The sequence below is a fragment of the Methanofollis sp. UBA420 genome, assembly GCF_002498315.1.
Taxonomy (GTDB): domain Archaea; phylum Halobacteriota; class Methanomicrobia; order Methanomicrobiales; family Methanofollaceae; genus Methanofollis.
On sequence record NZ_DAGX01000002.1, the window covers coordinates 546,170 to 568,283 of the forward strand.

The following is a 22,114-nucleotide window of genomic DNA, read 5'->3' on the forward strand; positions in this document are numbered from 1 at the left end:
CGGGGAAGAGCGAATAAGATATCCTGGGATAGGAAATCCTCATCCTACTGCCTATCCTGATGGCAGGGGGTCTGGGGGGCGGCAGCCCCCCAGTGAAGAGCGGGATTGGACGGGGGAAGAAAGAACAGAGGCTTCAAGAGGCGGAGATTACCATCTCGCCCCTATCCTGTAATGGGCTGCGAGTGCCAGCGAGTATGAGAACGCAGGATATCATAGATATCCCAAGGGACTCGTCCCGGTGAGCAGAATGGGGAGGGCGGCGAATCCGGCCCCCCCTGGAGGACAGAAAAAAAGAACCGTAAGGGCCGAAACCCCTCACGGCGCCCGATTCACCGGCGCGAACGGGTCGAGGAGGATCCTGTTCGGAAGACCCCGCAGGGCCACCGCGGCGAGGGCCCCGATGACGCCGCGGCCTCCGCAGACCTGAACGCCGTTCCGGGCGGCGACCTCCCGCGCCTCCTCGACGGTGACCACCTCGGCCCTCGCACGGGCGCCGAAGGCCCGCAATTCGGGGAGAGGGCAGAAGCCGTGCCGCAGGGCAATCCCCCATTCAGGGGAGAGGGCCTCGGCGGCGACGAAGCGGCGGGCCCTCTCCGCGATGCCGGGGCAGGCGGCCTGGTCGGCAGCGAGTTCGATATAACTGCACGAGTTGCCCGCCGTCCTCTCCGGCAGGTCGGGCTTGAGCATCGCCACCCTGTGGCCGATCGGGATCACCCCGTCCAGGGTGCTGAGGTGCTGGAGGAGGGCGAGGGCCAGGGCAAAGGTCGCCCCTCCTTCCGCACTGTCGGTGTCGTCGACGCCGATCCCGACCAGGACGAGGGCCCGCGTCCGCACCTCGCCCTCGACGATCCCCCCCTCGACCTTCCTGGTCACGACCGAGCAGACCCCCTCCGCCTCGGCCATCTGGTCGGTGAGGGAGTAGGCCGGGCCGCCGGTGCACCGGATCCTCTGCACGATCTCGTCCCCCTCCCGCCTGATCCCGACCACGCCCACGGCAGGCCGGGGCGCGAGGCCGATCTCCACCTCGTGCTCGGTGAGGGTGCCGCACTCCCGCAGGAGGGTGCCGTCCCTCTGCACATGGACGAGCGCCCCGCCTGCCCGGCCATGGTGGTATGCGCAGAACGCGGCGCACCCGCTGCTCAGGCACTCATGGTAGCACTCCACCCTGTCGCCGTCGACGGTCGTGAAGATCCGCCGGCACGCGCTCGCGGGAAGGGCCGAGGCGACGGCATACACGGCCGGGTGCCGCCCCCGCCTCTCCTCCTTCTGGACGATGCACCCCTCGTCGAGGAGACGGTTCACCCAGTCCTGCACCGTGCTCCGCGGCAGGGCGCTCCCCTCCGCGATCTCCTGCACCGTGAAATGCCCGTTTTCGAGAGTCGATCTCCGCATCAGGGCGAGAATGTCCCGCCTCTTCTCAATGACCCTTGACATGACAGTTCTTGATGAAGAGCAGGTCGCCGATGACGGCGCTCGCCGTCTCCACCGACCCCGCCCCCTTCCCGACCTCGGTGATCGCCCCGGCCATATCGGTGACGACAGTCACCGCGTTCAGGGTGTCGCGGACGACAAGAGGATGTTTCTTCGGGAGGATCCGCGGCGAGACCCGCAGCAGCCCCATCTCCGGCACCACCTCGCCGATGAGCCTGATGGTAGAGTTCTGGCTCCCGGCAAGGGTCAGCGCCTCCGCAGTCAGGAGGTCGATGCCCGTGCACTCGACGTCCTTCAGGGTGACGCCGTTATTCCAGATCGTATTGGCGAGGATGACCAGTTTGAGGGCGGTATCGATCCCCTTCACGTCGAAGGTCGGGTCGGCCTCGGCATAACCGAGTTCCCGCGCCTCGGCAAGGGCCTGGTCGTAGGTGAGGCCCTCGTCCGCCATCCTGGTGAGGATATAGTTGCAGGTTCCGTTCATGACGCCATAGACCGCGTGGACGGTGTTGCCGGCAAGGCCGTGCTGGATGGTCTGGATGATCGGGATCGCCCCGCAGACCGTCGCCTCGTACCTGAGTTGTACGCCATGCTCCTCTGCCAGGGCCGTCAGGTCCCTGAAGTAGAGGGCCATCGGCCCCTTGTTCGAGGTGACGACGTGCTTTCCCATGGCGAGGGCCGCCCTGATATGGGTGAGGGCCGGTTCGCCGGTCTCCACGTCGGTGGGCGTCACCTCGACGAGGACATCGTACTCGCCGCCCTCCGCGATCGACCTGGCCGTCACGGCCGGGTCGCCGCAGAGGCCGGTCTTCGCCTTCTTCTCAAGCACGGCGGCGACGTCGATACCCGCAGGGTCACAGACCCCGCTCTTCGAGTCGGCGATGCCGGTGACCGTGATCCCGAGGCCCTTCCTGGCGAGCATCGAAGCGACGCCCCGTCCCACAGACCCGAGACCGAGAATGGCGACCCGCATCATGCCACCTCCTCCAGGGGTTCGACGAGGAGGAGATCCTTCTTCTTCGCCACCGTGCGGAGGATCTTCACAGCCTCGTCCATATGCGTCCGGTTTGTCGCGGAGATGGTGAGGAGGGCCGACGACCTCTGGGCGATCCCAGGCATCGTCATATGCATCTCGACGACCTCGGCATAGCCTGTCCGGTCGATCTGGCCGACGGTGTCTGAGAGGTCGGTGTGCATCAGGTGACCGATCATGATGACGCTCCGCTTCAGGAGGAGACGCTCCTCGCCGAGCCTGAGGATGGTCACCCCCGCCGCTTTGAGAGTCGTGATCAGGCCGTCGAGCCGTTCCTCGGGCAGGTCGAGAACGACCTGGACGATCCTGGTCTTTGGCCTCAGCGTCGGGTCCCACTCGTGGATCACGGCCATGATGTTCCCGCCGGCATCGGAGATCGGCCTGAGGGCGGCCACCAGCTGGCCGGGGGCGTCCTTCACCTCTATCTTCATGGATACCTGCACCAAACCACCGATGTAGTATTCTCGCGCCGAAAAGATAAGCCTTTTATTCCGATCGATCACGGACAAACCGGCCCTTTCCTTCACCTCCGGAATATCAAATCAAAAATATATTTATGATATGACCGCAGAAGTATGACTGATCAGTACAATAAGCTCCTGCTTACCGCGTGAATGCAAGTATCGTCTTGTTTTGGGCGCCTTATTCCGGTGTTCAACGTTGATTCATGCGGGGTTTGGCAGGACTGCCGGTATTGTCCGGGCATTAGAGATTCCCTGCCCTCAAGGGGGTTTTGAAGACCGCATAGCGGAGGCTTTCATGAATAAGGAGATGGTTAAACCCAAAATTACAATCAGATCGTTATATAATATCTTTGGAAAACATCCGGAAAAAGTCGTTTCCCTTCTCAGAAAAGGGAAGACAAAACAGGAAATCCTGGAGGAAACCGGGCAGACCGTCGGCCTCAGGGACGTGAACCTCTCTGTCGACGAAGGTGAAATTTTTGTGGTCATGGGCCTCTCGGGTTCGGGAAAGTCCACTCTTCTCCGGTGCATCAACCGCCTCATCGAACCAAGCCATGGGGAGATCCTCATCGACGGCACCGACATCGCCTCTCTTGAGGAGGACGCACTCAGGGAGGTGAGACGGAAGAAACTGGGCATGGTCTTCCAGAACTTCGCCCTCCTCCCCCACAGGAGCGTCATCGAGAATGTCGCCTTCGGACTGGAGGTGCAGGGGATGCCGGAGGAAGAAAGGATCGAAAAGGCAGGAAAGACCATCGAGATGGTGGGCCTTGCCGGCTACGAGGAGAGCATGCCCGACGAACTCTCCGGCGGCATGAAACAACGGGTCGGCCTGGCCCGCGCCCTTGCCAGCGACCCCGACGTCCTCCTGATGGACGAAGCATTCAGCGCCCTCGACCCCATTATCAGGACAGGAATGCAGGACGAACTCCTCGACCTTCAGGGCGAACTCTCGAAGACGATCATCTTTGTCACCCACGACCTCGACGAGGCCCTCAAACTCGGGAACAGGATCGCCCTGATGAAGGACGGATGCATTGTGCAGGTCGGTACGCCCGAAGAGATCCTCACCTCGCCGGCCGACGACTATGTGGCCAGTTTTGTCGCCGGCGTCGACAGGACCAGAGTGCTCACCGCGGAAGGCGTCATGAAGCCTCCCGAACCTGTTGTATCGATCATTTCCGGCCCCAGGGTCGCCCTGAAATTAATGGAGGAGCACGGGATCTCGACCATCTTTGCCGTCGGGAAAGGAAAGGTCCTGAGGGGCCTGGTGACCGTTGACGATGCCGTCGCAGCGGCACGGGCAAAGAAGACGAACATCGAGGAGATCCTGATCACCGACACTCCGGTCACGAACCCGGGGACGCCTGTCCGCGACCTGATGGGAGTGGTGGCCACAAGCCAGTATCCTGTTGCAGTCGTCGACGCCTGCAACCGACTCAAGGGCGTCATTGTCAGGGGTTCTCTCCTTGCCGCCCTGGCCGTCTCCGGCAACGGTGAGGAGGAACTTGTATGACTTCCTTCGACCTCCCGAAGCTCCCACTCGGCGATGCAGTCGAGGCTCTCGTCGAGTGGATCGAGATCACCTTCGCCGTCGCCCTGGACTGGATCAGCGACGGGCTGGACGCGATCATCGGCGGGATGAAGTCCCTCCTCCTCCTCCTGCCACCACCGGTCTTCATTGTCGTGGCGGCGACGCTCATCTGGTTTGTCACAAAACGCAACACCAGACTCGCCGTCGGTTCCGCGATCGGCCTCCTCCTTATCTGGGACCTGCATCTCTGGCCCCTTGCAATGGAAACGCTTGCGCTGGTCCTGGTGGCCACGCTCTTTGCGCTTCTCATCGGGATACCGACAGGTATCTTTGCGGCGCGTTCTGAGACGGCGCACAGGATCGTCAAGCCGGGCCTCGACTTCATGCAGACGATGCCGGCCTTCGTCTACCTCATTCCCGCGGTGGTCTTCTTCGGCCTTGGCAACGTGCCCGGCATGATCGCCACCGTCATCTTTGCAATGCCGCCTGTGGTCAGGCTCACCACTCTCGGGATCCAGCAGGTGCCCAGGGAACTGACCGAACTCGCCGACGCCTTCGGGACCACCGAGAGGCAGAAACTGATCAAGGTCCAGTTGCCTGTCGCCTTGCCGACGATCATGGCCGGCATCAACCAGTGTATCATGATGGCCCTCTCGATGGTGGTGATCGCCGCCATGATCGGGGCCCAGGGTCTCGGTTACAAAGTGCTGGAGGGCATCCAGCGCCTCGACATTGGCCTCGGTTTCGAGGGCGGCCTTGCGATCGTGATCATCGCGATCATCCTAGACCGGGTGACCCAGAGCCTGGCACCCGCGCGTACAGAACGATGAAAACATTTTCCCGAGTTGATAGTATGATAAAAAACAGCAAAACAATCGCATGTATTCTGGTCGGCCTCGTGGCCGCAGCACTCGTCCTCACCGCCGGCTGCACCGGGGACGCAGGAACACAGCCTTCAGAACAAAAATCGATCTCCATCGGCTACGTCCTCTGGGACTCAGAGATCGCGAGCACCAATGTGATCAAGCAGGTCTTCGAGAAGGCGGGCTATGAGGTCACTATCACCGCTGTCGACGCCGCACCCCTCTACCAGGCCGTCGCCAGCGGCGACGTGGACTGCACGGTCTCGGCCTGGCTTCCCAGAACACAGAAGTCCTACATGGACGAGTTCGGGGACCAACTCGACCTGGTCGGCAAGAACCTCGAAGGCGCGAAGATCGGTCTCGTTGTCCCGGCCTATGTGACCATCGACTCCATTGAAGAGATGAACAGTGTAAAGGACAGGTTCGAAGGGAAGATCGTGGGCATCGACGCGGGTGCCGGGGTCATGAAGACGACCGAGGACGCAGTCGAGGCATATGGCCTTGACTATGACATTGTCTACAGTTCGAGCGCCGGCATGGCCTCGGCCCTGAAAAAGGCCGTTGACAGGGAAGAATGGGTCGTGGTCACCGGGTGGACTCCGCACTGGAAGTTCGCCCGCTGGGACCTGAAGTATCTTGAAGACCCGAAGGGAATCTATGGTGACGAGGAGTACATCGGCACTCTTGCACGCACCGGCCTGGCCGCGGACGATCCCGAGGCCTATGCAATCCTGAAGCGTTTCTCCTGGACTCCCGAAGACATGGGGTCGGTGATGCTCGATATCGAGGACGGCATGTCCCACGAGGACGCCGCACAGAAGTGGATCGACGCCCATCCAGACCAGGTCAATGCCTGGCTCGGGAAGGCATAATACTACAGAACCCCCCTTTTTTCTGATGAAAGTCCGCGTCATTGCCTGCGGCAACCCATACATGGGAAACGACGGTGTCGGCCACGCCGTGATGGAGCGTCTCTCTGCAAGACACCCGGAACTCGATATCGTCGACGGGGGCCTCGGCGGGTTCGGGCTCATACCCCTGATGGAGGACTGCGACCGCGTCGTCATCGTGGACGCGATGACCGGCATGGGAATACCGGGCGAGGTCCGGGTTTTCCATGAGGTGCCTCCCTCATCGGTCTTCCCGATGTCCCTTCACGACCTCGGGATCGCGGAGGCGGTCGCCCTCGCCCGAGAGGTCGGGGTCACGGCAGAGGTGGTCATCGTCGGGATCGAAGGAGGAGAGATCGAGGCATTCTCAGACGAGATGACCCCCGAGGTGCAGGCCGCAGTCCCGGCCGCATGCGACGCGGTGATCCGCGCGGTGCAAGAAGGGGATGTGGGCGGGGAGTGAAAATCCAAGACAGGGGGCTGCCGCCCCCTGCAGCTCCTGCACTCAAGGATAGTCGGGGATACAGCAACCTCCCCCCTCAGGATCTCTGTTCTGTCTTCCCTGTCCCAATCCTGTTTCAGGGGTCCGGGGGCAACGAGAAGACGAAGTCTTCGAGTAGTCCCCCGGCCCGTGTTGAGGGGAAGGCGGTTGGTGTTCTCCCCCGGGGGGTTCACTCCCCGGTCCCCCCACCATTATGATAGGCAGGAATATGGCAATCCCCTCTTCCCACTTTCTTTTTCTGTATCCCCCATCTCATCTGATCTGGGAGACGAGCACCAGCGAGTTCAAGAACAGAGGATATCAAATATTTTCCTGTGCGTGCACATCTTTGATGTGTCACATCTCTCCTCAGGGGACCGGTGATCTACATCAACCCCAGCACGAGGAGTTCAACAGAATCGGAAAAAAAAGAAAAAAATCTCAGATCGACCCGGGCGCGCCGGTGACGACCGGGAGCGCTGCGGCGATCTCGGGGAGGAGTTCGACCGGGATGCCCATGACCATCTCGCCGTCAGCAATACCGGAGAACTTGCGCGACCCGTCGCAGCCCAGGGAGAAGTTCACCTTGCCGTTGAGATAAGTCTGGGCGGTCGTGTCGGCGCAGACCGACTGGATGCCAGCAAAATTCGACTCGATCCTGCCGCCGAGTTTGTAGAGGACGCTCTGGGCGAGTTTGAGCATCACACGCGGCTCGGCCACGATGAGAACGACCGTCGGGGTGAAGGGCGTCTTTTCGAGCGGGGCATACATCGTCGCATAGGTCAGCCCCGACTCCACGTGCGGGATCTGGTCGATCGTCCGCTTGCAGGCAGCCCAGGTATCGAACTTGCCGAGCTTGAAATAGAACTCCCCGCTCTTCAGGCTCGGCGTGATCGCCTTCAGGCCGAGGGCCCAGGCGCCGCCCTGACAGGCGTGCTTCTCTGCAGTGGCGTAGAAGACCTTCCCCTCCTTCCGGGCGAGGTTGACCATCTGGCAGTGACGGGTGGTCTCGGAAAGTTCCTCCATCCCCGCGGGGATCTGTTCCTTCGACTGCACGAACCCGACGGCCACCGGCGAGTGCGATAAATTGAGATTTTTCTTCAGAGCCTCAGAAGCAGCCGCATAATCGATTTTCGTCCTTATGTCACTCATTTTTGTTCCTCCTGTAGTCTACTCCTCTCCCCCATGCACCATAAAAATGTGCCTGCCAGCAAATATATCATGGAAATTATAGACTGTGAAGTTTCTCCCGCACCTTCAGGAAGAAATTTTTCCCGGCGTCGATGAAGATTGCCGGTGCGTCGGCCCTTTTCACCGAGATATCGAGGCCGTCCATAAGTGTCGTGCTCCCTCTGCCGTCGAAGACGAGTTGAGCCGGTTTGTCGCTTTCAAGCTTGATCCGCAGATCCCTGCTGCTCTCGATGAGATGGGGCCGTGAAGAGAGCATGTAGGGTGCGAGAGGGACGAGGAGAAAGCCGTCGAACTTCGGGTCAACGATGGGCCCCCCGCCGCTCATCGCATAGGCCGTCGAACCGGTCGGCGTGGCGATGACCAGACCGTCGGCTCTGAACTCCTCGACCTCGATGCCGTCGATGACGATGGTGAACCGCAACATCTTCGCGGGGCGTTCAGTGACGATCACCGCTTCGTTGAGGGCTGTGCCCAGGGGTTCTCCCCCGGCACTGAGGGCGATACGCATCCGCATTTCGAGTCTCATCTTCCTCTGAAGGTCCCTGAAGAATGCCTGCGCCTCGGAGGACTCGAGGTCCGCGAGGAAGCCCACATGCCCTTTGTTGATCCCGATGATCGGGATCTGCCTCTTCATCCTCCTGACGGCAAGGAGGACCGTGCCGTCCCCGCCAACGGCGACGACGATGTCGGCATCGGTCTCGTCGAGCCACTCCCCTTCCCCGCCTCTCCCGAGGGCAATGGCGGTGCTTCCTTCCAGGGCCACATGGTAGCCGTACGAGAGGAGGAGCTCCTCTACCTCCACGGCATAGGAGAGCACTTCGGGCATGTCTATACGGGATATCAGGATGGCCTTCACGTCTGTTACCTCAGGTATTCGATGATCTTGTTATGGAGGACGCCGTTCGTGGCCACCAGGCACCTCCCGATACTCACCTCGTCGGGGAAGGCGGCAGGGCTTCCTTCCAGTCCTGTCACCGTCCCCCCTGCTTCCTCGCAGAGGACGATCCCCGCGGCGGCGTCGGTGATGCGGAGGGTGTTCCTGACGTCCACGAAGCCGTCGAGCCTGCCGGCAGCGACATAGGCGAGTTCAAGGGACGAAGCGCCGAGGAGCCGCCACCGCCGCACCTTCTGCCCGAGCCTGAGCACCGAGGCCGGGTCGAACTTCCTCCCGTAGACTGAGAGTGCGCTGTCTTCAAGCAGGGACGTCTTTGAGACATGGATGGGTTTCCCGTCGAGGAAGGCTCCTTTCCCCTTCTCCGCCGTGAAGGTCTCGTGAGTGCAGAGATCCCGGACATATCCTTTTGTCAGGACGCCGTCCTCGCCATAGGCGATGGAGATGGTGTAGAACGGGATACCGTGGACTGCATTATAGGTGCCGTCTATGGGGTCGAGGTAGACCGTCCCCTTTTCCCCGCCGACATCGACGCTGCCAGCTTCCTCGGAGATGAGGCGGCGGCAGAAGGGATCGTCCTTGAGGGCAGCGATAACGCACTCCTCCGCGGCCTGATCTATCAGCTCGGTCGGGGTGCCGTCTGCGCCCATCCGGATATACTTTCCGCCCTCAGGACTGCCGGCAAGATCCCGCGTGGCATCCTCGACGATCCCGGCCAGATTTTCGCACCACCTGATGAAGTCCATGCAAACTCACGTGCGTTGTATTTATCTATGGCCGTCATGATAAATTACTACTGCGAGCGTGAACTCAATGAAGGAACAGACTGAGACTGGTAAGTTAAAGGAAGGCCGCTATGTTGTGGTCGACGATGAGCCCTGCAAGATCCTTGGAATTGCCACGTCAAAGCCCGGCAAGCACGGTGCGGCCAAGGCCCGTATCGATGTCGTCGGTATCTTTGACGGCCAGAAACGCTCGATCGTCCAGCCGGTATCGACGAAGGTCTATGTGCCGGTCGTTGAGCGGAAGGTCGGACAGGTGATCTCAATCACGGGCACCACCGTCCAGATGATGGACGTCAAGGACTTCACCATGTTTGAGATTGAGGTCCCTGAGGACAAGGTCGCCGAGATGGAGGCTGGCAAAGAAGTCCAGTACATCGAGGCACTCGGGAAGAAGAAGTTGGACTTCTGAGCCTGCACGGCCATCTGGTCGGAGCGGTGCTCAGGAGGAGCATTCATGGAAGTCTTCCTAAATACTCTTTTTGCCGACGCCGGAGCAGAGTATGCCGACGCCGGCTATGTGATCTTCGGGGCGCCGTATGACGGGACATCCTCGTACAGGGCAGGTTCCCGCGACGCACCCGGCGCGATCAGGGCAGTCTCGTTCAACTTCGAGACCTATATCCCTGACCCGGGTATCGACCTTGTGGACGTTTCCGTCTGCGACCTCGGCGACCTTGAGGTGCTCTCTCTCCCCGACCTCGTCGTGGACCAGGTGAGGGAGACAGCCGCCATGATTGTGCAGGACGGCAAGGTGCCGATACTGATCGGCGGCGAGCACACGGTCACGCCGGGTGCGGTCGAGGCTGTGAAGCCCGCGTGCTATGTCGTCTGCGACGCCCACCTGGACCTGCGCGACGAGTTCGGCGGGACGAAGTGGAACCACGCCTGCGCGACGCGGCGGGTGATGGACCTCGGCGTGGAGGATATCTTCATCATCGGGGCCCGGAGCGGGCCTGCGGAGGAGTTCGAACTCGTCGGGGAGTCGGAGAGGCTCCACATGTATACGGCCGACGATGTCGCGGAACGGGGCATTGAGGCGGTGATCAGGGATATCAAGGATATCATCGGCGACCGGAGTCTGTATCTCTCCATCGACGCGGACGCGGTCGACTGCTGTCTCACCCCGGGCCTCGGGACGCCCGAACCTTTCGGGATCACGCCCCGCGACCTGCGGAGCGTGGTGCGGGCCTTTGCGGCGCGGGCGTCGGGCTTCGACTATGTCGAGGTCTGTCCGATCGACGCGGGCCAGACAGCGGCGGTGGCGGCAAAACTGATCCGGGAATTCATCGCCTGGCATGAGGCCGGGATTGAGGGGCTCTGAGCCCCTCTTTTTGATCTTTCTTCTTTCGCTTTTGAGATCTCATACTCTCGGGGCCGGAACGGCGGCGCCCTCCTCTGAAATATCCTCCAGATAGAGGCCGAAAAGATCTGGACATGCTACACCCTGCCCCTCCTGCTCTTGATCCCGGCATCGTACACTCTCTGGACACCATAACAGAGACAGGCCATGGCAGGGATGACGACGAACAGGAGTACTCCGTTCTGGAAATATCCCGAAAGGTTCAGCCAGGAAATGAACTGACCCGATAGGGAGAAAACCGGCATGTGAAAGAGGTAGATGCAGTACGATGCGTACGCGAGCGCTCCGATGGCAGGAAAAATGCTCGTCTCGTGTTTTTTAAGGGGTTGCTCAAGAAAAAGGAAACGGCGGTTGCCTTCAGCCGCGGCAATTCCGGCAATAAAGAAGAAGTAGTACAGGAAGAAGCGATAGTCGATGATGTTCAGGATCTGATGAAGGATGGCCAGAACGGCAAAGATGCTTACGGCAAGAAGTATCCTCGTCCGACCGGGCCGCCCGGAAAATACGGGATACATGGCATACAGCACCATGATGAAACCGATGAACCAGAGGGTGAAGATCGGTTCGATATATGCGGGTGCCAAGATTACCTGAAGACAGAGGATGTTAGCAACCCATTCGGGAATGCTGTAGTGGAGCGGAGGGAAGAGGCCGAATACCTGGAAGCAGAGGAAGTAGACGAAGAGTGCGGCGAGGTAGAGAGGGTATATCCTCACGATTCTTTTTTTGTAGAAATGCAGGACTTCCTTTCTGTCCCGGAGGGTCGTATTGTTCTCGTAGATGGCATACCCGGATACAAATGTAAAGCAGGCCAGCGCGATGAATGTGAGGAACTCGAAGACGTAATAATTCTCTATGACGACCGCCGACAGGAAATTTTGCATGTGAACGAAAATGACAAGAAGAATTGCAAAAGCTTTGATCGCATCCAGAAAGAGAAACCGCCCCATATGTCACCTCATATGATAGGCACTGATGAATGGATCGTCATAGCCTTTTCGATCTGTTTTTTCCGCGGGGCATGTCGTCATCGAGCGTCAATGATATGGCCATCCCGGTGACGAAGGAAGATAAAATGAGGGCCGGGTTCTGTAGAATCGCTCATGAAAGTTTCAAGCGGTTCTACATAGCCCACTTCACACTTTTTTATCGGCAGGACCCGGCATATCCGGAGGTTTCAGAAGAAGGCGCATTGCATCCAGCCAGAGTTGACGCATTTCTGCATGATCCATGTACGTCAGGGCATAGTCCTGAATCCCCGAATACAATGCGACGATCAGGAGCGCCAGAGTCCGGGCATCGGTCTCTGTGGTGATGGTGCCCTTTTGCTGTCCTCTTTTAATTCCTTCTTCTGCCAGGGAGACCATGCCGTTGACGTACTCGAGGACGACATGCCCGACTCTTGGCGTGTTCCGTGACGCAAGCGCAAACATCTCGTAGAACAGAGCCCGCCTTTTTTCATCGCTGAGACTGTACCGCTCGAAGATCAGGGTCAGTACTTCTTCAAACGGGCGGTTATAGCCATCATAGGCTACTCTCTGTATTTCTGCCAGTATTGTGGCGAAAACTTCCTGGAGCAGGTCTTCTTTGCTCGAAAAGTACCAGTACACCGCCCCCTTGCTCACCCCGAGTTTTTTGGCGACATCTTCGATGGTCGTCTGTGCATAACCGCGTTCGGCAATCGCCTCCATCGCTGCCTGTATAATTCGCTGTTTTGCATCTTCCCTGTACTCAGGAACGACCTTTGGCATTGATGAATCATTTCTCTTTTTTCTCGAATTTAAATAGTCGTACCTCCGGGAGACATCCATACCAAATGGTTTAATAACATTCTATTCAGTATGTTATTTGATCCATTAGAATGGCAACGCCGATGGCCGCGGTGGCCAGAACACGATCGGAGAAGGGCGGTGCCATGAAATGGGCCTCGAAAACCAGCGGAAGGAGAGTGCTCAGCGGCGCCGTCCCTCCCCCGCGGGAACACAAGGAGATGAACACCGATGCAGGTACCGTCACCTACGACGATCTCTGATGAGAAAAGAAGCATGAAAGCGGGCCCGAGCACAATGGCCGAATCGATGCTGCTGGAAGACAGAAGCATTTTTTTGGACCCCTGTGCGGTCCATTTCGTCGGTCGCCAGATGCTTGAGTGGGCCAGAGACCATCCGCTGGAAACAACAGCGATCGCAAAAAAATACGATCGGAAAATGCCGGGGTGGAGCACTTTCATCCGCACCCGCGCCCGGTATTTCGATGACGTCGTACAGAATGCAGGGAGCGAAGGGTTCAGCCCGCGGGGTATCTGTCCTGGTACCGGAGGCGACAGCGAATGAGCAAGTGGGGACGAACGCGATCGGGTTCATACCTGAACCCCAATTTTATCGCCGGGAGAGCGACCGGCACCTGCTGCTGGGGATGCGCCAAGCGCGACGACTGCCCCCTGGAATCCGCGGGGCGGCGGTGCACCCGCGACCACACCACCTGCGAGGTCTGCACCTGGTGGAACGAACGCGGCTGTGTCTGTTTTGAGATCGACCGGAAGTTCCTGAAACTGTGAGTAAGGTTAGAGACAAAATCCCGAAAAGAGAGAACACCATGACAGAAATGAAAAATGCCAATTCGCACATTCCCGGATGCATCAGAAAGATGACCAATACCGAACGGGTATTTTACATGTATCCCGGATGCAATGTCGCGGTCGTTGCCCGGATACGCGGCACCATATCAGAACCTGATCTGCGTCGCGCCCTTGAAAAGGTACTCCGAATGCACCCTTTTATCGGTGCAAAGATAGTTGTCGATGGCCGTCATGATGCCTGGTTCTCAGATGACAATGTTCCCCCTCCTCCTTTGCGGGTCGTACAAAGGACTTCGGATACACAGTGGTTTTCCGAGATGAAATCCGAACAGCGGATACCTTTCGACCTGGGAAAAGGGCCGCTCATCAGGTTTGTGCTGATACATTCGCCGGACATATCCGACCTTGTGATCGTATGCAACCACACTATCTGCGACGGCATGGCACTGGCAAACCTTGTCCGCGATCTCCTGGAGTTATACGCCAATCCGGGGCAGGAAATCACCGTACTTTCTCCCCCCGATATGATGGACTTCCTCCCGAAAAATGGGGGGGTCTCACTAAAAGCACTCCTGACGCGTCTCTTCACGACCTACGGCAACTGGAAGTGGAGAAAGAGCCCGCATTACTTTTCTCAAGAGGATTATGATGCGATCATCACAGCGTACTGGGAAAAATGGGATTACGGTGCTGTGTTGTTGAAACTCGAACCGGAGGAGACGGCATCTCTCTCTGCCCGCTGTCGGAACGAGGGCGTCACCATCGGATCCGCAATCACAGCGGCATGTATTGCCGCGCACGAGGACATTGCCGGTGCATTTGCCGGAAATTTCAGGGTTGTATCCATACCCTTCGATCTCCGGAGACATGCAACCCCGCCGGTTGGCGATGTATTCTGTCTCTGTGTCGGGGGTTCGCAGTTCTCGTTCACGTATCAATCCGAAAAACCCTTCAGGGAGAATGTTTCCGTGCTGCATGCCGAGATCCACAAAAGGGTGGAAAAACTGGACTCGGCCGGCATGGAAGTCCCGGATTTCGATCCTTCGTTTATCGATGCATTTGCCTGTTTTGCATCGCTGAAAAAAAGTATTCCTGAGGCATATACGCGGACCGCCACCCTGTCCAGGTTTTCCCGGGATACGAAGAATATCGCGTTCTCTTTTGCCCGTAATTATGAGAAAATAACTCCCGGAACTGTTGCGTCCAACCTCGGGAGACTCAACATCCCGGACACCTACGGAGATCTCCGGATAGAGAGCATAACCTTCCTGCCTCCGGTCAGCAATTCCATGCCCTTGGTGCTCGGGGGCGTCAGCATCGGGGGCAGACTGGTCTATTCCATGACGTTTGCCGAACCGAAAGAGAACCAAACTGCCTCTCGGGAGCCCGATATGATCAGGATACGGAACCGTGCACTGGAATATCTCGGTTTCCCGGAGAAGGTCAGCGACAACGCACTGGAATCGGTCGAGGCCATCCACCCATGATTGTCTGATAGAATCCAAAAAGAGTGAGGTAAGATCATGCCAACAGTACACGTTAACGACATCGACATGTATTATGAGGCCCATGGCGAAGGCGAACCGCTTCTGATGATCCAGGGCCTTGGTTTTGAGATCTCCGCAATGGTGACCGAGCCGGGAAAGTCCCGGTACATCGACAAATTCACCGACAGTTACAGGGTCATCGTCTATGATTACCGGGGTGTGGGGAGGACGGACAAGCCGGATATGCCCTACACGATAGAGATGCTGGCCGATGATACGATTGGCCTCATGGATGCCCTTGGCATCAGGAAAGCCCACATCATGGGAACCTCGATGGGGTCACAGATCGCCCAGACCATCGCCGCGAAGTACCCGGAGCGGGTGAAGGGCCTCGTCCTCGTTGTCGGTTTCACCCGCGTACTGCCCCTGATGCGACTGATCGGCATTATTACGACAAACATTCCCGGCATCAAAGAGAAGATGACCGGCTGGATATACCAGCAGAAATACCCCCCTACCCCGGCGTCTTTCCGGCGGATTACAGACGCTGCCAACCAGTGTGATACGCGGGAGTTGTGCGGCAGGATCGCGGCCCCGACCCTGATCGTCAACGGGACGAAGGACGGGATTGTGCCGATGAAGATCACGCGGGAACTGGCTGACGGAATCCCCGGTGCCCGGCTGGTCCTTGTGGAGGGGGACCACCTGTTTGTAGCGAAAAACCCCGACCTGCTGATAACACCGGCCCTTGCATTCCTGGGGGAGGTGGACGGGAAAATAGATCATTGATGCTGCCGGGGCTCTCTTTTTTCCTGGGGGTGCAACAAAGTTTCGATGAACAGGGCAACACCGTACCTCCATTTCAAGAGCAAAGAAACTCCCCTGGCGGCTGTCGTGCTCAGAGGAGTACAGTCCTCCGACGAAAAATCTCCGGGATCCAGGTTTGAGAACTGATTCTTTCGGTTCACTTCCTCCTTCGCTATGAAAACGATCACGATTGAGCGTCGTACATGGAATGACCCTCCCCTTTCTGTGTACTATACCGTCAGCGCGTTATTCGGCCCGCCTCGCCCTGGTGCGCACCTCACATCCCGCACAGTCGGGCGGGCATTCCATAGCAACATCTCCGCTCCCCTGACCCCGGAAGAGAGCCCTGACGATCTCGATCCACCGGGAGCGAAGCTCATCCCGGTCGACACCGAGGAGGATCATCACCCGCATGCCGTTGAACATCGATACAAGGGCGATCGCAAGGGTACGTGGATCGGTCGCCGGGGAAATAAGACCTTCCTGCTGCTGTTTCGCGATTGCCTGCGCCGGTTGATCGATGCCGTTCTTCATGCGCTCTCTGGAAAAGTTCCCGAGCACGGGTTCACGCGCCGTCATCGCAAATATTTCGAGGAGAAGCGCATGCTCGTTGAGATCGGACGACATCATCCGGTCGAAGATCTCGATCCATGTCGCGACCGGACACCTTTCCGGACTTTGGGGAGTCGTAATTTTGCGGTACTGTCCCTGAAGGATCTTCGCACTCTCCAGGATCAGTTCATCTTTATTTTTGAAGTACCGATAGAGGGCCGGCTTGCTGACATTGAGGTGTTTCGCAATATCCTCCATCGTGGTCCTGCAGTACCCTTTCTCGTACATGACCTCCAGCCCGGCTTCAACAATCCTCTTTTTCGCCTCTTCACGGTACTCCGGTACCATCTTCGACGTTGAATTCACCCTCCCATGCATGTGAGCGCCACTCGTATATCTCAATAACTAATAGAACACTAAAGTTACCAATTGGTAACTTATATTAACAATTAGTAAGAACGAGAATATGACACTCCACGAAGGACAATCGACAGGATGGCAAATTCCTGCATCATTCAGGTTCTATTGAACGGAGTGGCGCATATGACCGCGAACAGATACTTTCAGAGGGTAAAATGACACCAGCACCACAGAACGAATCGATGACCGCGTTCACCGGCGGTCGGATCCTTACGATGGATTCCGGACAGAATCATGCAGAAGCAGTCGTGATCAAGGGCGGCCTGATTCTCGATGTCGGCGACGCGGGAATCGTGGAGCGGTACCCCGGTGCCGAGATCGTCGATCTGAAGGGCCGGACTCTGCTGCCAGGCTTCATCGACTCGCACAACCACCTCTCGTCCTTTTCCTGCTTCTTCTCGGGATGGGCAGACCTCTTCGGTCTCCTGACAAAGGACGCCGTCCTGGATGCATTGAAAGACCATGCCCGGAAGAATCCCGGAAACGGCTGGCTGGTCGGTTTCGGGTGGCTGGATGCACGATCCGGCGGAGTTGCCCTGACGCGACAGGACCTTGACGAAATCGGATCCGACCGCCCCACACTCGTCATCCAGGCTACGTTTCACATGAGCGTCGCGAATAGCCGGGCGCTGGACATTGCAGGCATCAACGGATCGACACCCGATCCCGGATGCGGGATCATCATGCGGGACGCCGACGGGACACCAACCGGCGTGCTGATCGAAGAGGCACAGGCCCCTGTCTTTGGTCTGACCATGAAGGCCGGCACCCATGAACATGCCGACCTCATCAGAGCGCGGGCAGAAGAACTCCTCCCCTTCGGGGTCACCGCAGTCCATGATCCGGGCGTCACCCCGGCCGCGGCAACGGCATACCGTCTCCTGCATGATGAGGGCCGACTGCCGGTCTCCGTGCTTATGATGCCCCACGGTGCGACCCTTCTCGACAACCGTCCGGGGATCTGGCTTGACGGGCCGGGGACAGGAAGCGGGGACGAGCATCTCCGCATCGGTCCGGTCAAAGTCTTTGCCGACGGAGCAACACCGGAAACGGTGGCATATGCCATGACGATCCAGGGCAGGACCATGACGAGCGGCAGGTACCGCGATGATTTCAGCGAGGTCTTACGCGATGCAACGCGGCGAGGTTTTCGCGTCTGCGTTCATTCCTTCGGGAACGCCACCACAGATGCTGTCCTTGACGCGTTTGAAGAAGCCGCGGGAGATGCCCCCGCAGGATTCGAGATGCGGCCCCGCCTGGAGCACGTGACCCTGATCTCGGAGTCCCAGATCCGGCGTCTTGCTGCCATGGGAGGGTGCGTCTCCATCCAGCCCCAGTTCCTCATCCGGGCCAGTAATTTCTCCCGGGCACAGGTGGAGAATGCAAAGTGGCTGGCCTACGCCGATCTCTTCCGCGCCGGCGTCCATGTTGCCGCATCAAGCGACGATCCCGGCGGTTTCATGGACGCGCGTGATCCGATCACAGGGGCGGTGATGGGATCGACCATGAGCAACGGGGATGGGAATACGGTATTCCCGGACCAGGTGCTGCCCTTCGAGACATGGCTCTGGATATACACCGCAGGGAGCGCCTATGCCGGAGGACAGGAGAACGAGCGCGGCATGCTGAAAGAAGGGCTGGTCGCAGACCTCGTGATCCTAGAGGGAGCACTCGATCCCCTGAACCCCCCGGTCGTCGATGAGACCTGGAAAGACGGCCGGGTCGTGTACAGACGCCACAAAACAGAGAAGATTGCATGAATCCGCCGGAAAACTCATCGAAGGATGCCGGGCGCATCCTGCGGGCGAAAGGCATCCTCTCCGGTACGATCCCGGTGATCATTATGGGAGCGGTCCTTTTCGTCTCGGCGGGCACGCTCGCCTGGCCGATGGCGTGGGTCATCCTCGGTGTCCTGTTTGCCGCCACAACGCTCGTTACCCTGCTCTGCAGCCCCGGCCTGATCGTGGAGCGCATGAACAAACAGACAGGGGCAAAGGACTGGGACGCCCGCCTGGTCAGAGTGATGAACCTTATCGGGCTCCTGCCGCTTCTTGTTGCAGGGCTGGACATGCGGTTCGGCTGGAGCGGGCAGATCCCCCTTCCCGTACAGGTCGCGGCCCTCGGCGTCTTTATCTCTGGTTATATCGTCTTTTCGTGGGCGATGCTCACAAACCCATTTTTTTCTCTCGTTGTCCGTATCCAGGACGAGAAGGGCCATCATGCCGTCACCACCGGCCCCTACCGGTTCGTCCGCCACCCTGGGTATCTGGGATTTTTTCTGATCGTTCTCGCCCAGCCCCTGATGCTGGGGTCTCTCTGGGCGCTTGTGCCTGCCGGGATCACTGCAGCCCTCTTTATCGTGAGGACCGGCAGGGAGGACGAGACGCTTCTCGCAGAACTCGTCGGGTACCGTGAGTACGCCGAGGAAGTCGGGTACCGCCTTATTCCCGGGATATGGTAAAAGAAAACAGAACGTTAAAAAGAAGGAAACAGGAACACAGGGTTGATCCTCGATCCTTTCCATGACGGGATCAGGGAGGCAGGGGGACCTGGTGCTCTCTATCATGTGAGTGACCTTGAAATCCATCCCTGCCCCGGGGACCATGCCTTTTTCCGCCGGCCGTCGGTACATGCGTCCGGTCCGACGACATGGACCGGCCGGTGCCGAAAGTGCGGGATGCGAATGTCGGTCTTCGCATCATCGTCTCTTCTCGGGGGCTATGATCGAAAACCGATTCTGGAAAAATGCATTGTATGGTGCGCCTGCATCAAGATGAAAAGGCAAAGGTAATTCTCAGGAAATACTCTTTTTAAATGACCTTAAATTATCAGAACCGGTACTCGGAAATGAAAACGGTGGTGAAAGATGACAAAAGTCGTTGCGTTTAACGGTAGCCCCCGGAAAAATGGGAACACATCCATCCTTATCGAGCATATGCTCGAAGAGCTCCGGAAAGAGGGGATCGAAACCGAAGAGATATACCTCAGCGGACGTGTTGCACGGGGATGCACTGCCTGTATGAAATGTTTTGAGAAGAAGGACGGGCATTGCATCTTTGATGATGATTGTGTCAACAAATGCATCGACAAGATGGTTGAAGCTGACGGCATCATTCTCGGTTCGCCGGTCTACTTCACCGATGTCACAGCTGAGATGAAGGCCCTGATCGATCGGGCGGGCCTTGTATCCATGGCAAACGGGGGACTCTACCGGCGCAAGGTGGCGCAAGCCGCAGTCGCGGTGCGGAGGGCCGGCACATTCCATACCCTTGATACCCTTCTGCATTTCCTGCTCATAGGCGGGATGACAGTCCCGGGATTCCCCGTTGTTGGTGTCGGAAAAGAGATCGGGGAGGTCCTTAAAGACGAGGAGGGCCTGATGCGGGCAAAAGACGCGGGGAAAAACATGGCATGGCTCCTGAAAACTCTTGAGCAGGCAAAAAATTCCTGATGTTCTGGGAGAGATGAGCAATGATTGACACCAGGAATGCGTACATAAAAATAAAATGGCCCGGGAAAACCTTCATATTTGAAAACGAGAGGAGTCCATCGAACTCCCCGATACTCTATTGTTTATTCCTCGGCCTGAGCGTAGTAGTACTCGCCCTTCGCCCTCTGCTCGCGGTCCAGGTACGACTCGGGCTTGTTGATCCTGGGCCGGCCACTCTTGTCCCGCCTGAAGGTGACGCCGAGGGCCGAGAGGAAGAGGTTCATGCCGTCGCGCATCGAAAACGGCCCCTTCGCCTCGCCGGCAACACCGGGCTCGCCGTCGAAGACGACGAGGCGCTCGGAGATCATGTCGATGAGATAGATGTCGTGGTCGATGACGATGACGCCGCACTCCTTCCCCTCGGCATGGTGCTTGAGCACCCGCACCAGGCTCATCCTCTGCTCCACGTCGAGGTGGGCGCTCGGTTCGTCGAGGATATAGAGGGCGGCTTCCCGGGAGAGGCAGGCGGCGATGGCCACCCTCTGGAGTTCGCCGCCCGATAGGGTGTCCAGGGGCGACTGGAGGATCTGCCGGAGGCCGAGGGGGTCGAGCACCTCGTGCTGGTAATACGAGGTGTCGAAACGCCGGGTGATCTGGCGCAGGGTGAACTCCACCGTGTCGGTGGAGTCGGCCTTCACGTACTGGGGTTTGTACGAGATGGCAATCTTCTCGTCGAGGGGGCCCCCGTCGGGTTCCTCCACGCCCGCGAGGAGTTTTGCGAAGGTAGACTTCCCGATGCCGTTCGGGCCGACAAGGCCGAGCACCTCGCCTTTCCTGATCTCGCCGCCCTTCACGTCGAGGTGGAAGCGGTCATAGTGCTTGGACATCTGCGGGAAGGTATAGAGAGGTTCCCGCCTCGTCTCGTCGGCATGGGCCCGTTTCTCAAAGACGACGGCCGAGTCCCTGAAGCGGACGTTCTCCTCGGGCAGGTATCCTTCGAGGTACTCGTTGATCCCGACACGCACGCCCTTCGGCCCGGTGATCACGCCGAAGACCGCCGGTTTGCCATAGGCGACATGGACCGTGTCTGCGAGCATGTCCAGGATCGCGAGGTCGTGCTCGACGATCACGACAGGCCTCTTCTCCGCGACCTCCCTGATCAGGTTGGCTGTCGCCATCCTCTGGTAGATGTCGAGGTATGGGGTGATCTCGTCGAGGAAGTAGAAATCGGCGTCCCGCGCCAGGCAGGCGGCGATCGCCACCCTCTGGAGTTCACCGCCGGAGAGGTTCTGGATGTCGCGGTCCAGGATGGAGTCGAGGGTGAGTTCCGCGGTGAGGTGGCCGAGCACCCCCCTCTCGTCGGTCTTTGCCAGGAGGTCATGCACCGTCCCTTTGAAGGCCTTCGGTATGAGGGTGATGTACTGGGGCTTCACCGCCACCTTGATCTCCTTCCCCGAGATGTGCTTCAGGTAGTCGAAGAGTTCGGTGCCTGTGAACCTCTTCATGATCTCGTCCCAGGAGACGGTGGCGTCAAAGATCCCCAGGTTCGGCTGCATCTGGCCGGAGAGGATCTGGATGGACGTGGACTTTCCGATACCGTTCGGGCCCAGGATACCGGTCACCTTCCCCTCGACAGGGATGGGGAGGCCGTACAGCACGAAGGCGTTCGGCCCGTACCGGTGGGTGGGTTGCTCCAGTTCCTCGGGGAGGTTGACGATATCGATCGCGTCGAACGGACACTTCTTGACGCAGATGCCGCACCCGGCACAGAGTTCCTCGGAGATGACCGCCTTTCCTTCCTCATCGAGGACGACGGTCTCGTCCCCACTTCTGACCCGTGGACAGTAGATGATACACTCCTGTCCGCACTTCTTTGAATGACAGTTATCTTTGTGGACGACGGCGATTCGCATGGA

Annotated in this window: 24 protein-coding genes; 14 read left to right on the forward strand and 10 right to left on the reverse strand. The window is 58.7% G+C overall.

Annotated elements, in window-relative coordinates; genetic code table 11:
• Positions 1–315: 315 nt before the first annotated feature.
• Genes BP869_RS02725 through BP869_RS02735 form a run of 3 tightly spaced genes read right to left on the reverse strand, consistent with a single transcriptional unit; the run spans position 316 to position 2,895 of the window.
• Positions 316–1,434, reverse strand: coding sequence for a helix-turn-helix domain-containing protein (locus tag BP869_RS02725; RefSeq protein ID WP_342676662.1), 1,119 nt, complete (start codon positions 1,432–1,434; stop codon positions 316–318).
• Positions 1,418–2,404, reverse strand: a complete 987-nt coding sequence (locus BP869_RS02730) for a homoserine dehydrogenase (protein WP_342677391.1) — start codon at positions 2,402–2,404, stop codon at positions 1,418–1,420. The genes BP869_RS02725 and BP869_RS02730 overlap by 17 nt, the downstream gene beginning before the upstream one ends.
• A complete protein-coding gene (locus tag BP869_RS02735) occupies positions 2,404–2,895 on the reverse strand; it encodes an amino acid-binding protein (RefSeq protein WP_300163617.1) in 492 nt (163 codons plus the stop codon). Before BP869_RS02735 ends, BP869_RS02730 begins: the two co-directional genes overlap by 1 nt.
• Before the next feature lie 328 nt (positions 2,896–3,223).
• Here BP869_RS02735 and BP869_RS02740 point away from each other — a divergent pair, with 328 nt between their 5' ends.
• Genes BP869_RS02740 through BP869_RS02755 form a run of 4 tightly spaced genes read left to right on the forward strand, consistent with a single transcriptional unit; the run spans position 3,224 to position 6,678 of the window.
• The gene (locus BP869_RS02740) at positions 3,224–4,444 is read left to right on the forward strand and encodes a glycine betaine/L-proline ABC transporter ATP-binding protein (protein ID WP_342676666.1); all 1,221 of its coding nucleotides are present in this window, start codon (positions 3,224–3,226) and stop codon (positions 4,442–4,444) included.
• Complete coding sequence (locus BP869_RS02745; RefSeq protein ID WP_342676667.1) at positions 4,441–5,292, forward strand: proline/glycine betaine ABC transporter permease; 852 nt, start codon at positions 4,441–4,443, stop codon at positions 5,290–5,292. The genes BP869_RS02740 and BP869_RS02745 overlap by 4 nt, the downstream gene beginning before the upstream one ends.
• 23 nt (positions 5,293–5,315) lie before the next feature.
• The gene (locus BP869_RS02750) at positions 5,316–6,197 is read left to right on the forward strand and encodes a glycine betaine ABC transporter substrate-binding protein (protein ID WP_342676668.1); all 882 of its coding nucleotides are present in this window, start codon (positions 5,316–5,318) and stop codon (positions 6,195–6,197) included.
• 25 nt (positions 6,198–6,222) lie between these two features.
• The gene (locus tag BP869_RS02755) at positions 6,223–6,678 is read left to right on the forward strand and encodes a hydrogenase maturation protease (RefSeq protein WP_342676669.1); all 456 of its coding nucleotides are present in this window, start codon (positions 6,223–6,225) and stop codon (positions 6,676–6,678) included.
• A 459-nt stretch (positions 6,679–7,137) separates the two neighbouring features.
• Here the strand turns inward: BP869_RS02755 and BP869_RS02760 are convergent, their stop codons facing one another.
• From BP869_RS02760 to BP869_RS02770, 3 genes are all read right to left on the reverse strand, one after another.
• Entirely contained in the window at positions 7,138–7,848 is a 711-nt protein-coding gene (locus tag BP869_RS02760) for a DUF169 domain-containing protein (RefSeq protein ID WP_342676671.1), read from the reverse strand.
• Between the two features lie 76 nt (positions 7,849–7,924).
• On the reverse strand, positions 7,925–8,743 hold the full coding sequence (locus BP869_RS02765; RefSeq protein ID WP_342676673.1) for an NAD(+)/NADH kinase: 819 nt from the start codon (positions 8,741–8,743) through the stop codon (positions 7,925–7,927).
• 5 nt (positions 8,744–8,748) lie between these two features.
• A complete protein-coding gene (locus BP869_RS02770; protein ID WP_342676675.1) occupies positions 8,749–9,525 on the reverse strand; it encodes a bifunctional fructose-bisphosphatase/inositol-phosphate phosphatase in 777 nt (258 codons plus the stop codon).
• 67 nt (positions 9,526–9,592) lie between these two features.
• Between BP869_RS02770 and BP869_RS02775 the strand changes: the two genes are divergently transcribed.
• Together BP869_RS02775 and speB are read left to right on the forward strand one after the other, a co-directional pair.
• Positions 9,593–9,973, forward strand: coding sequence for a translation initiation factor IF-5A (locus tag BP869_RS02775; RefSeq protein ID WP_342676676.1), 381 nt, complete (start codon positions 9,593–9,595; stop codon positions 9,971–9,973).
• A 45-nt stretch (positions 9,974–10,018) separates the two neighbouring features.
• Complete coding sequence (gene speB / locus BP869_RS02780) at positions 10,019–10,885, forward strand: agmatinase (protein WP_342676677.1); 867 nt, start codon at positions 10,019–10,021, stop codon at positions 10,883–10,885.
• Positions 10,886–11,001: 116 nt separating this feature from the next.
• Here speB and BP869_RS11810 read toward each other — a convergent pair whose 3' ends face one another.
• Both BP869_RS11810 and BP869_RS02790 read right to left on the reverse strand, forming a co-directional pair.
• On the reverse strand, positions 11,002–11,874 hold the full coding sequence (locus BP869_RS11810; protein WP_394339008.1) for an acyltransferase family protein: 873 nt from the start codon (positions 11,872–11,874) through the stop codon (positions 11,002–11,004).
• A 186-nt stretch (positions 11,875–12,060) separates the two neighbouring features.
• Positions 12,061–12,735, reverse strand: coding sequence for a TetR/AcrR family transcriptional regulator (locus BP869_RS02790; RefSeq protein WP_342676682.1), 675 nt, complete (start codon positions 12,733–12,735; stop codon positions 12,061–12,063).
• A gap of 50 nt (positions 12,736–12,785) precedes the next feature.
• On the opposite strand from BP869_RS02790, the gene BP869_RS02795 reads away from it, so the two are divergent.
• Genes BP869_RS02795 through BP869_RS02815 form a run of 5 tightly spaced genes read left to right on the forward strand, consistent with a single transcriptional unit; the run spans position 12,786 to position 15,778 of the window.
• Positions 12,786–12,956, forward strand: a complete 171-nt coding sequence (locus BP869_RS02795) for a hypothetical protein (RefSeq protein WP_342676684.1) — start codon at positions 12,786–12,788, stop codon at positions 12,954–12,956.
• Between the two features lie 34 nt (positions 12,957–12,990).
• Complete coding sequence (locus BP869_RS02800; protein ID WP_342676685.1) at positions 12,991–13,257, forward strand: class I SAM-dependent methyltransferase; 267 nt, start codon at positions 12,991–12,993, stop codon at positions 13,255–13,257.
• Entirely contained in the window at positions 13,254–13,481 is a 228-nt protein-coding gene (locus BP869_RS02805) for a hypothetical protein (protein ID WP_342676687.1), read from the forward strand. The genes BP869_RS02800 and BP869_RS02805 overlap by 4 nt, the downstream gene beginning before the upstream one ends.
• A 38-nt stretch (positions 13,482–13,519) precedes the next feature.
• Positions 13,520–14,989 carry a condensation domain-containing protein gene (locus BP869_RS02810; RefSeq protein WP_342676688.1) on the forward strand — a complete coding sequence of 490 codons (1,470 nt, stop codon included), beginning with the start codon at positions 13,520–13,522 and terminating at the stop codon, positions 14,987–14,989.
• A 36-nt stretch (positions 14,990–15,025) separates the two neighbouring features.
• On the forward strand, positions 15,026–15,778 hold the full coding sequence (locus BP869_RS02815; protein ID WP_342676689.1) for an alpha/beta fold hydrolase: 753 nt from the start codon (positions 15,026–15,028) through the stop codon (positions 15,776–15,778).
• A 264-nt stretch (positions 15,779–16,042) separates the two neighbouring features.
• Here BP869_RS02815 and BP869_RS02820 read toward each other — a convergent pair whose 3' ends face one another.
• Positions 16,043–16,696, reverse strand: a complete 654-nt coding sequence (locus BP869_RS02820; RefSeq protein ID WP_342676691.1) for a helix-turn-helix domain-containing protein — start codon at positions 16,694–16,696, stop codon at positions 16,043–16,045.
• Positions 16,697–16,923: 227 nt separating this feature from the next.
• On the opposite strand from BP869_RS02820, the gene BP869_RS02825 reads away from it, so the two are divergent.
• From BP869_RS02825 to BP869_RS02835, 3 genes are all read left to right on the forward strand, one after another.
• The gene (locus BP869_RS02825; protein WP_342676693.1) at positions 16,924–18,528 is read left to right on the forward strand and encodes an amidohydrolase; all 1,605 of its coding nucleotides are present in this window, start codon (positions 16,924–16,926) and stop codon (positions 18,526–18,528) included.
• Positions 18,525–19,229, forward strand: coding sequence for an isoprenylcysteine carboxylmethyltransferase family protein (locus tag BP869_RS02830; protein WP_342676695.1), 705 nt, complete (start codon positions 18,525–18,527; stop codon positions 19,227–19,229). Before BP869_RS02825 ends, BP869_RS02830 begins: the two co-directional genes overlap by 4 nt.
• A gap of 405 nt (positions 19,230–19,634) precedes the next feature.
• Positions 19,635–20,219: a flavodoxin family protein gene (locus BP869_RS02835; protein ID WP_342676697.1), complete on the forward strand. Its 585-nt coding sequence runs from the start codon at positions 19,635–19,637 to the stop codon at positions 20,217–20,219.
• Between the two features lie 122 nt (positions 20,220–20,341).
• On the opposite strand, the gene BP869_RS02840 is transcribed toward BP869_RS02835, so the two are convergent.
• Positions 20,342–22,111 (reverse strand): ribosome biogenesis/translation initiation ATPase RLI, encoded by a 1,770-nt coding sequence (locus BP869_RS02840; RefSeq protein WP_342676698.1) that lies wholly within the window; start codon positions 22,109–22,111, stop codon positions 20,342–20,344.
• Positions 22,112–22,114: the final 3 nt, after the last annotated feature.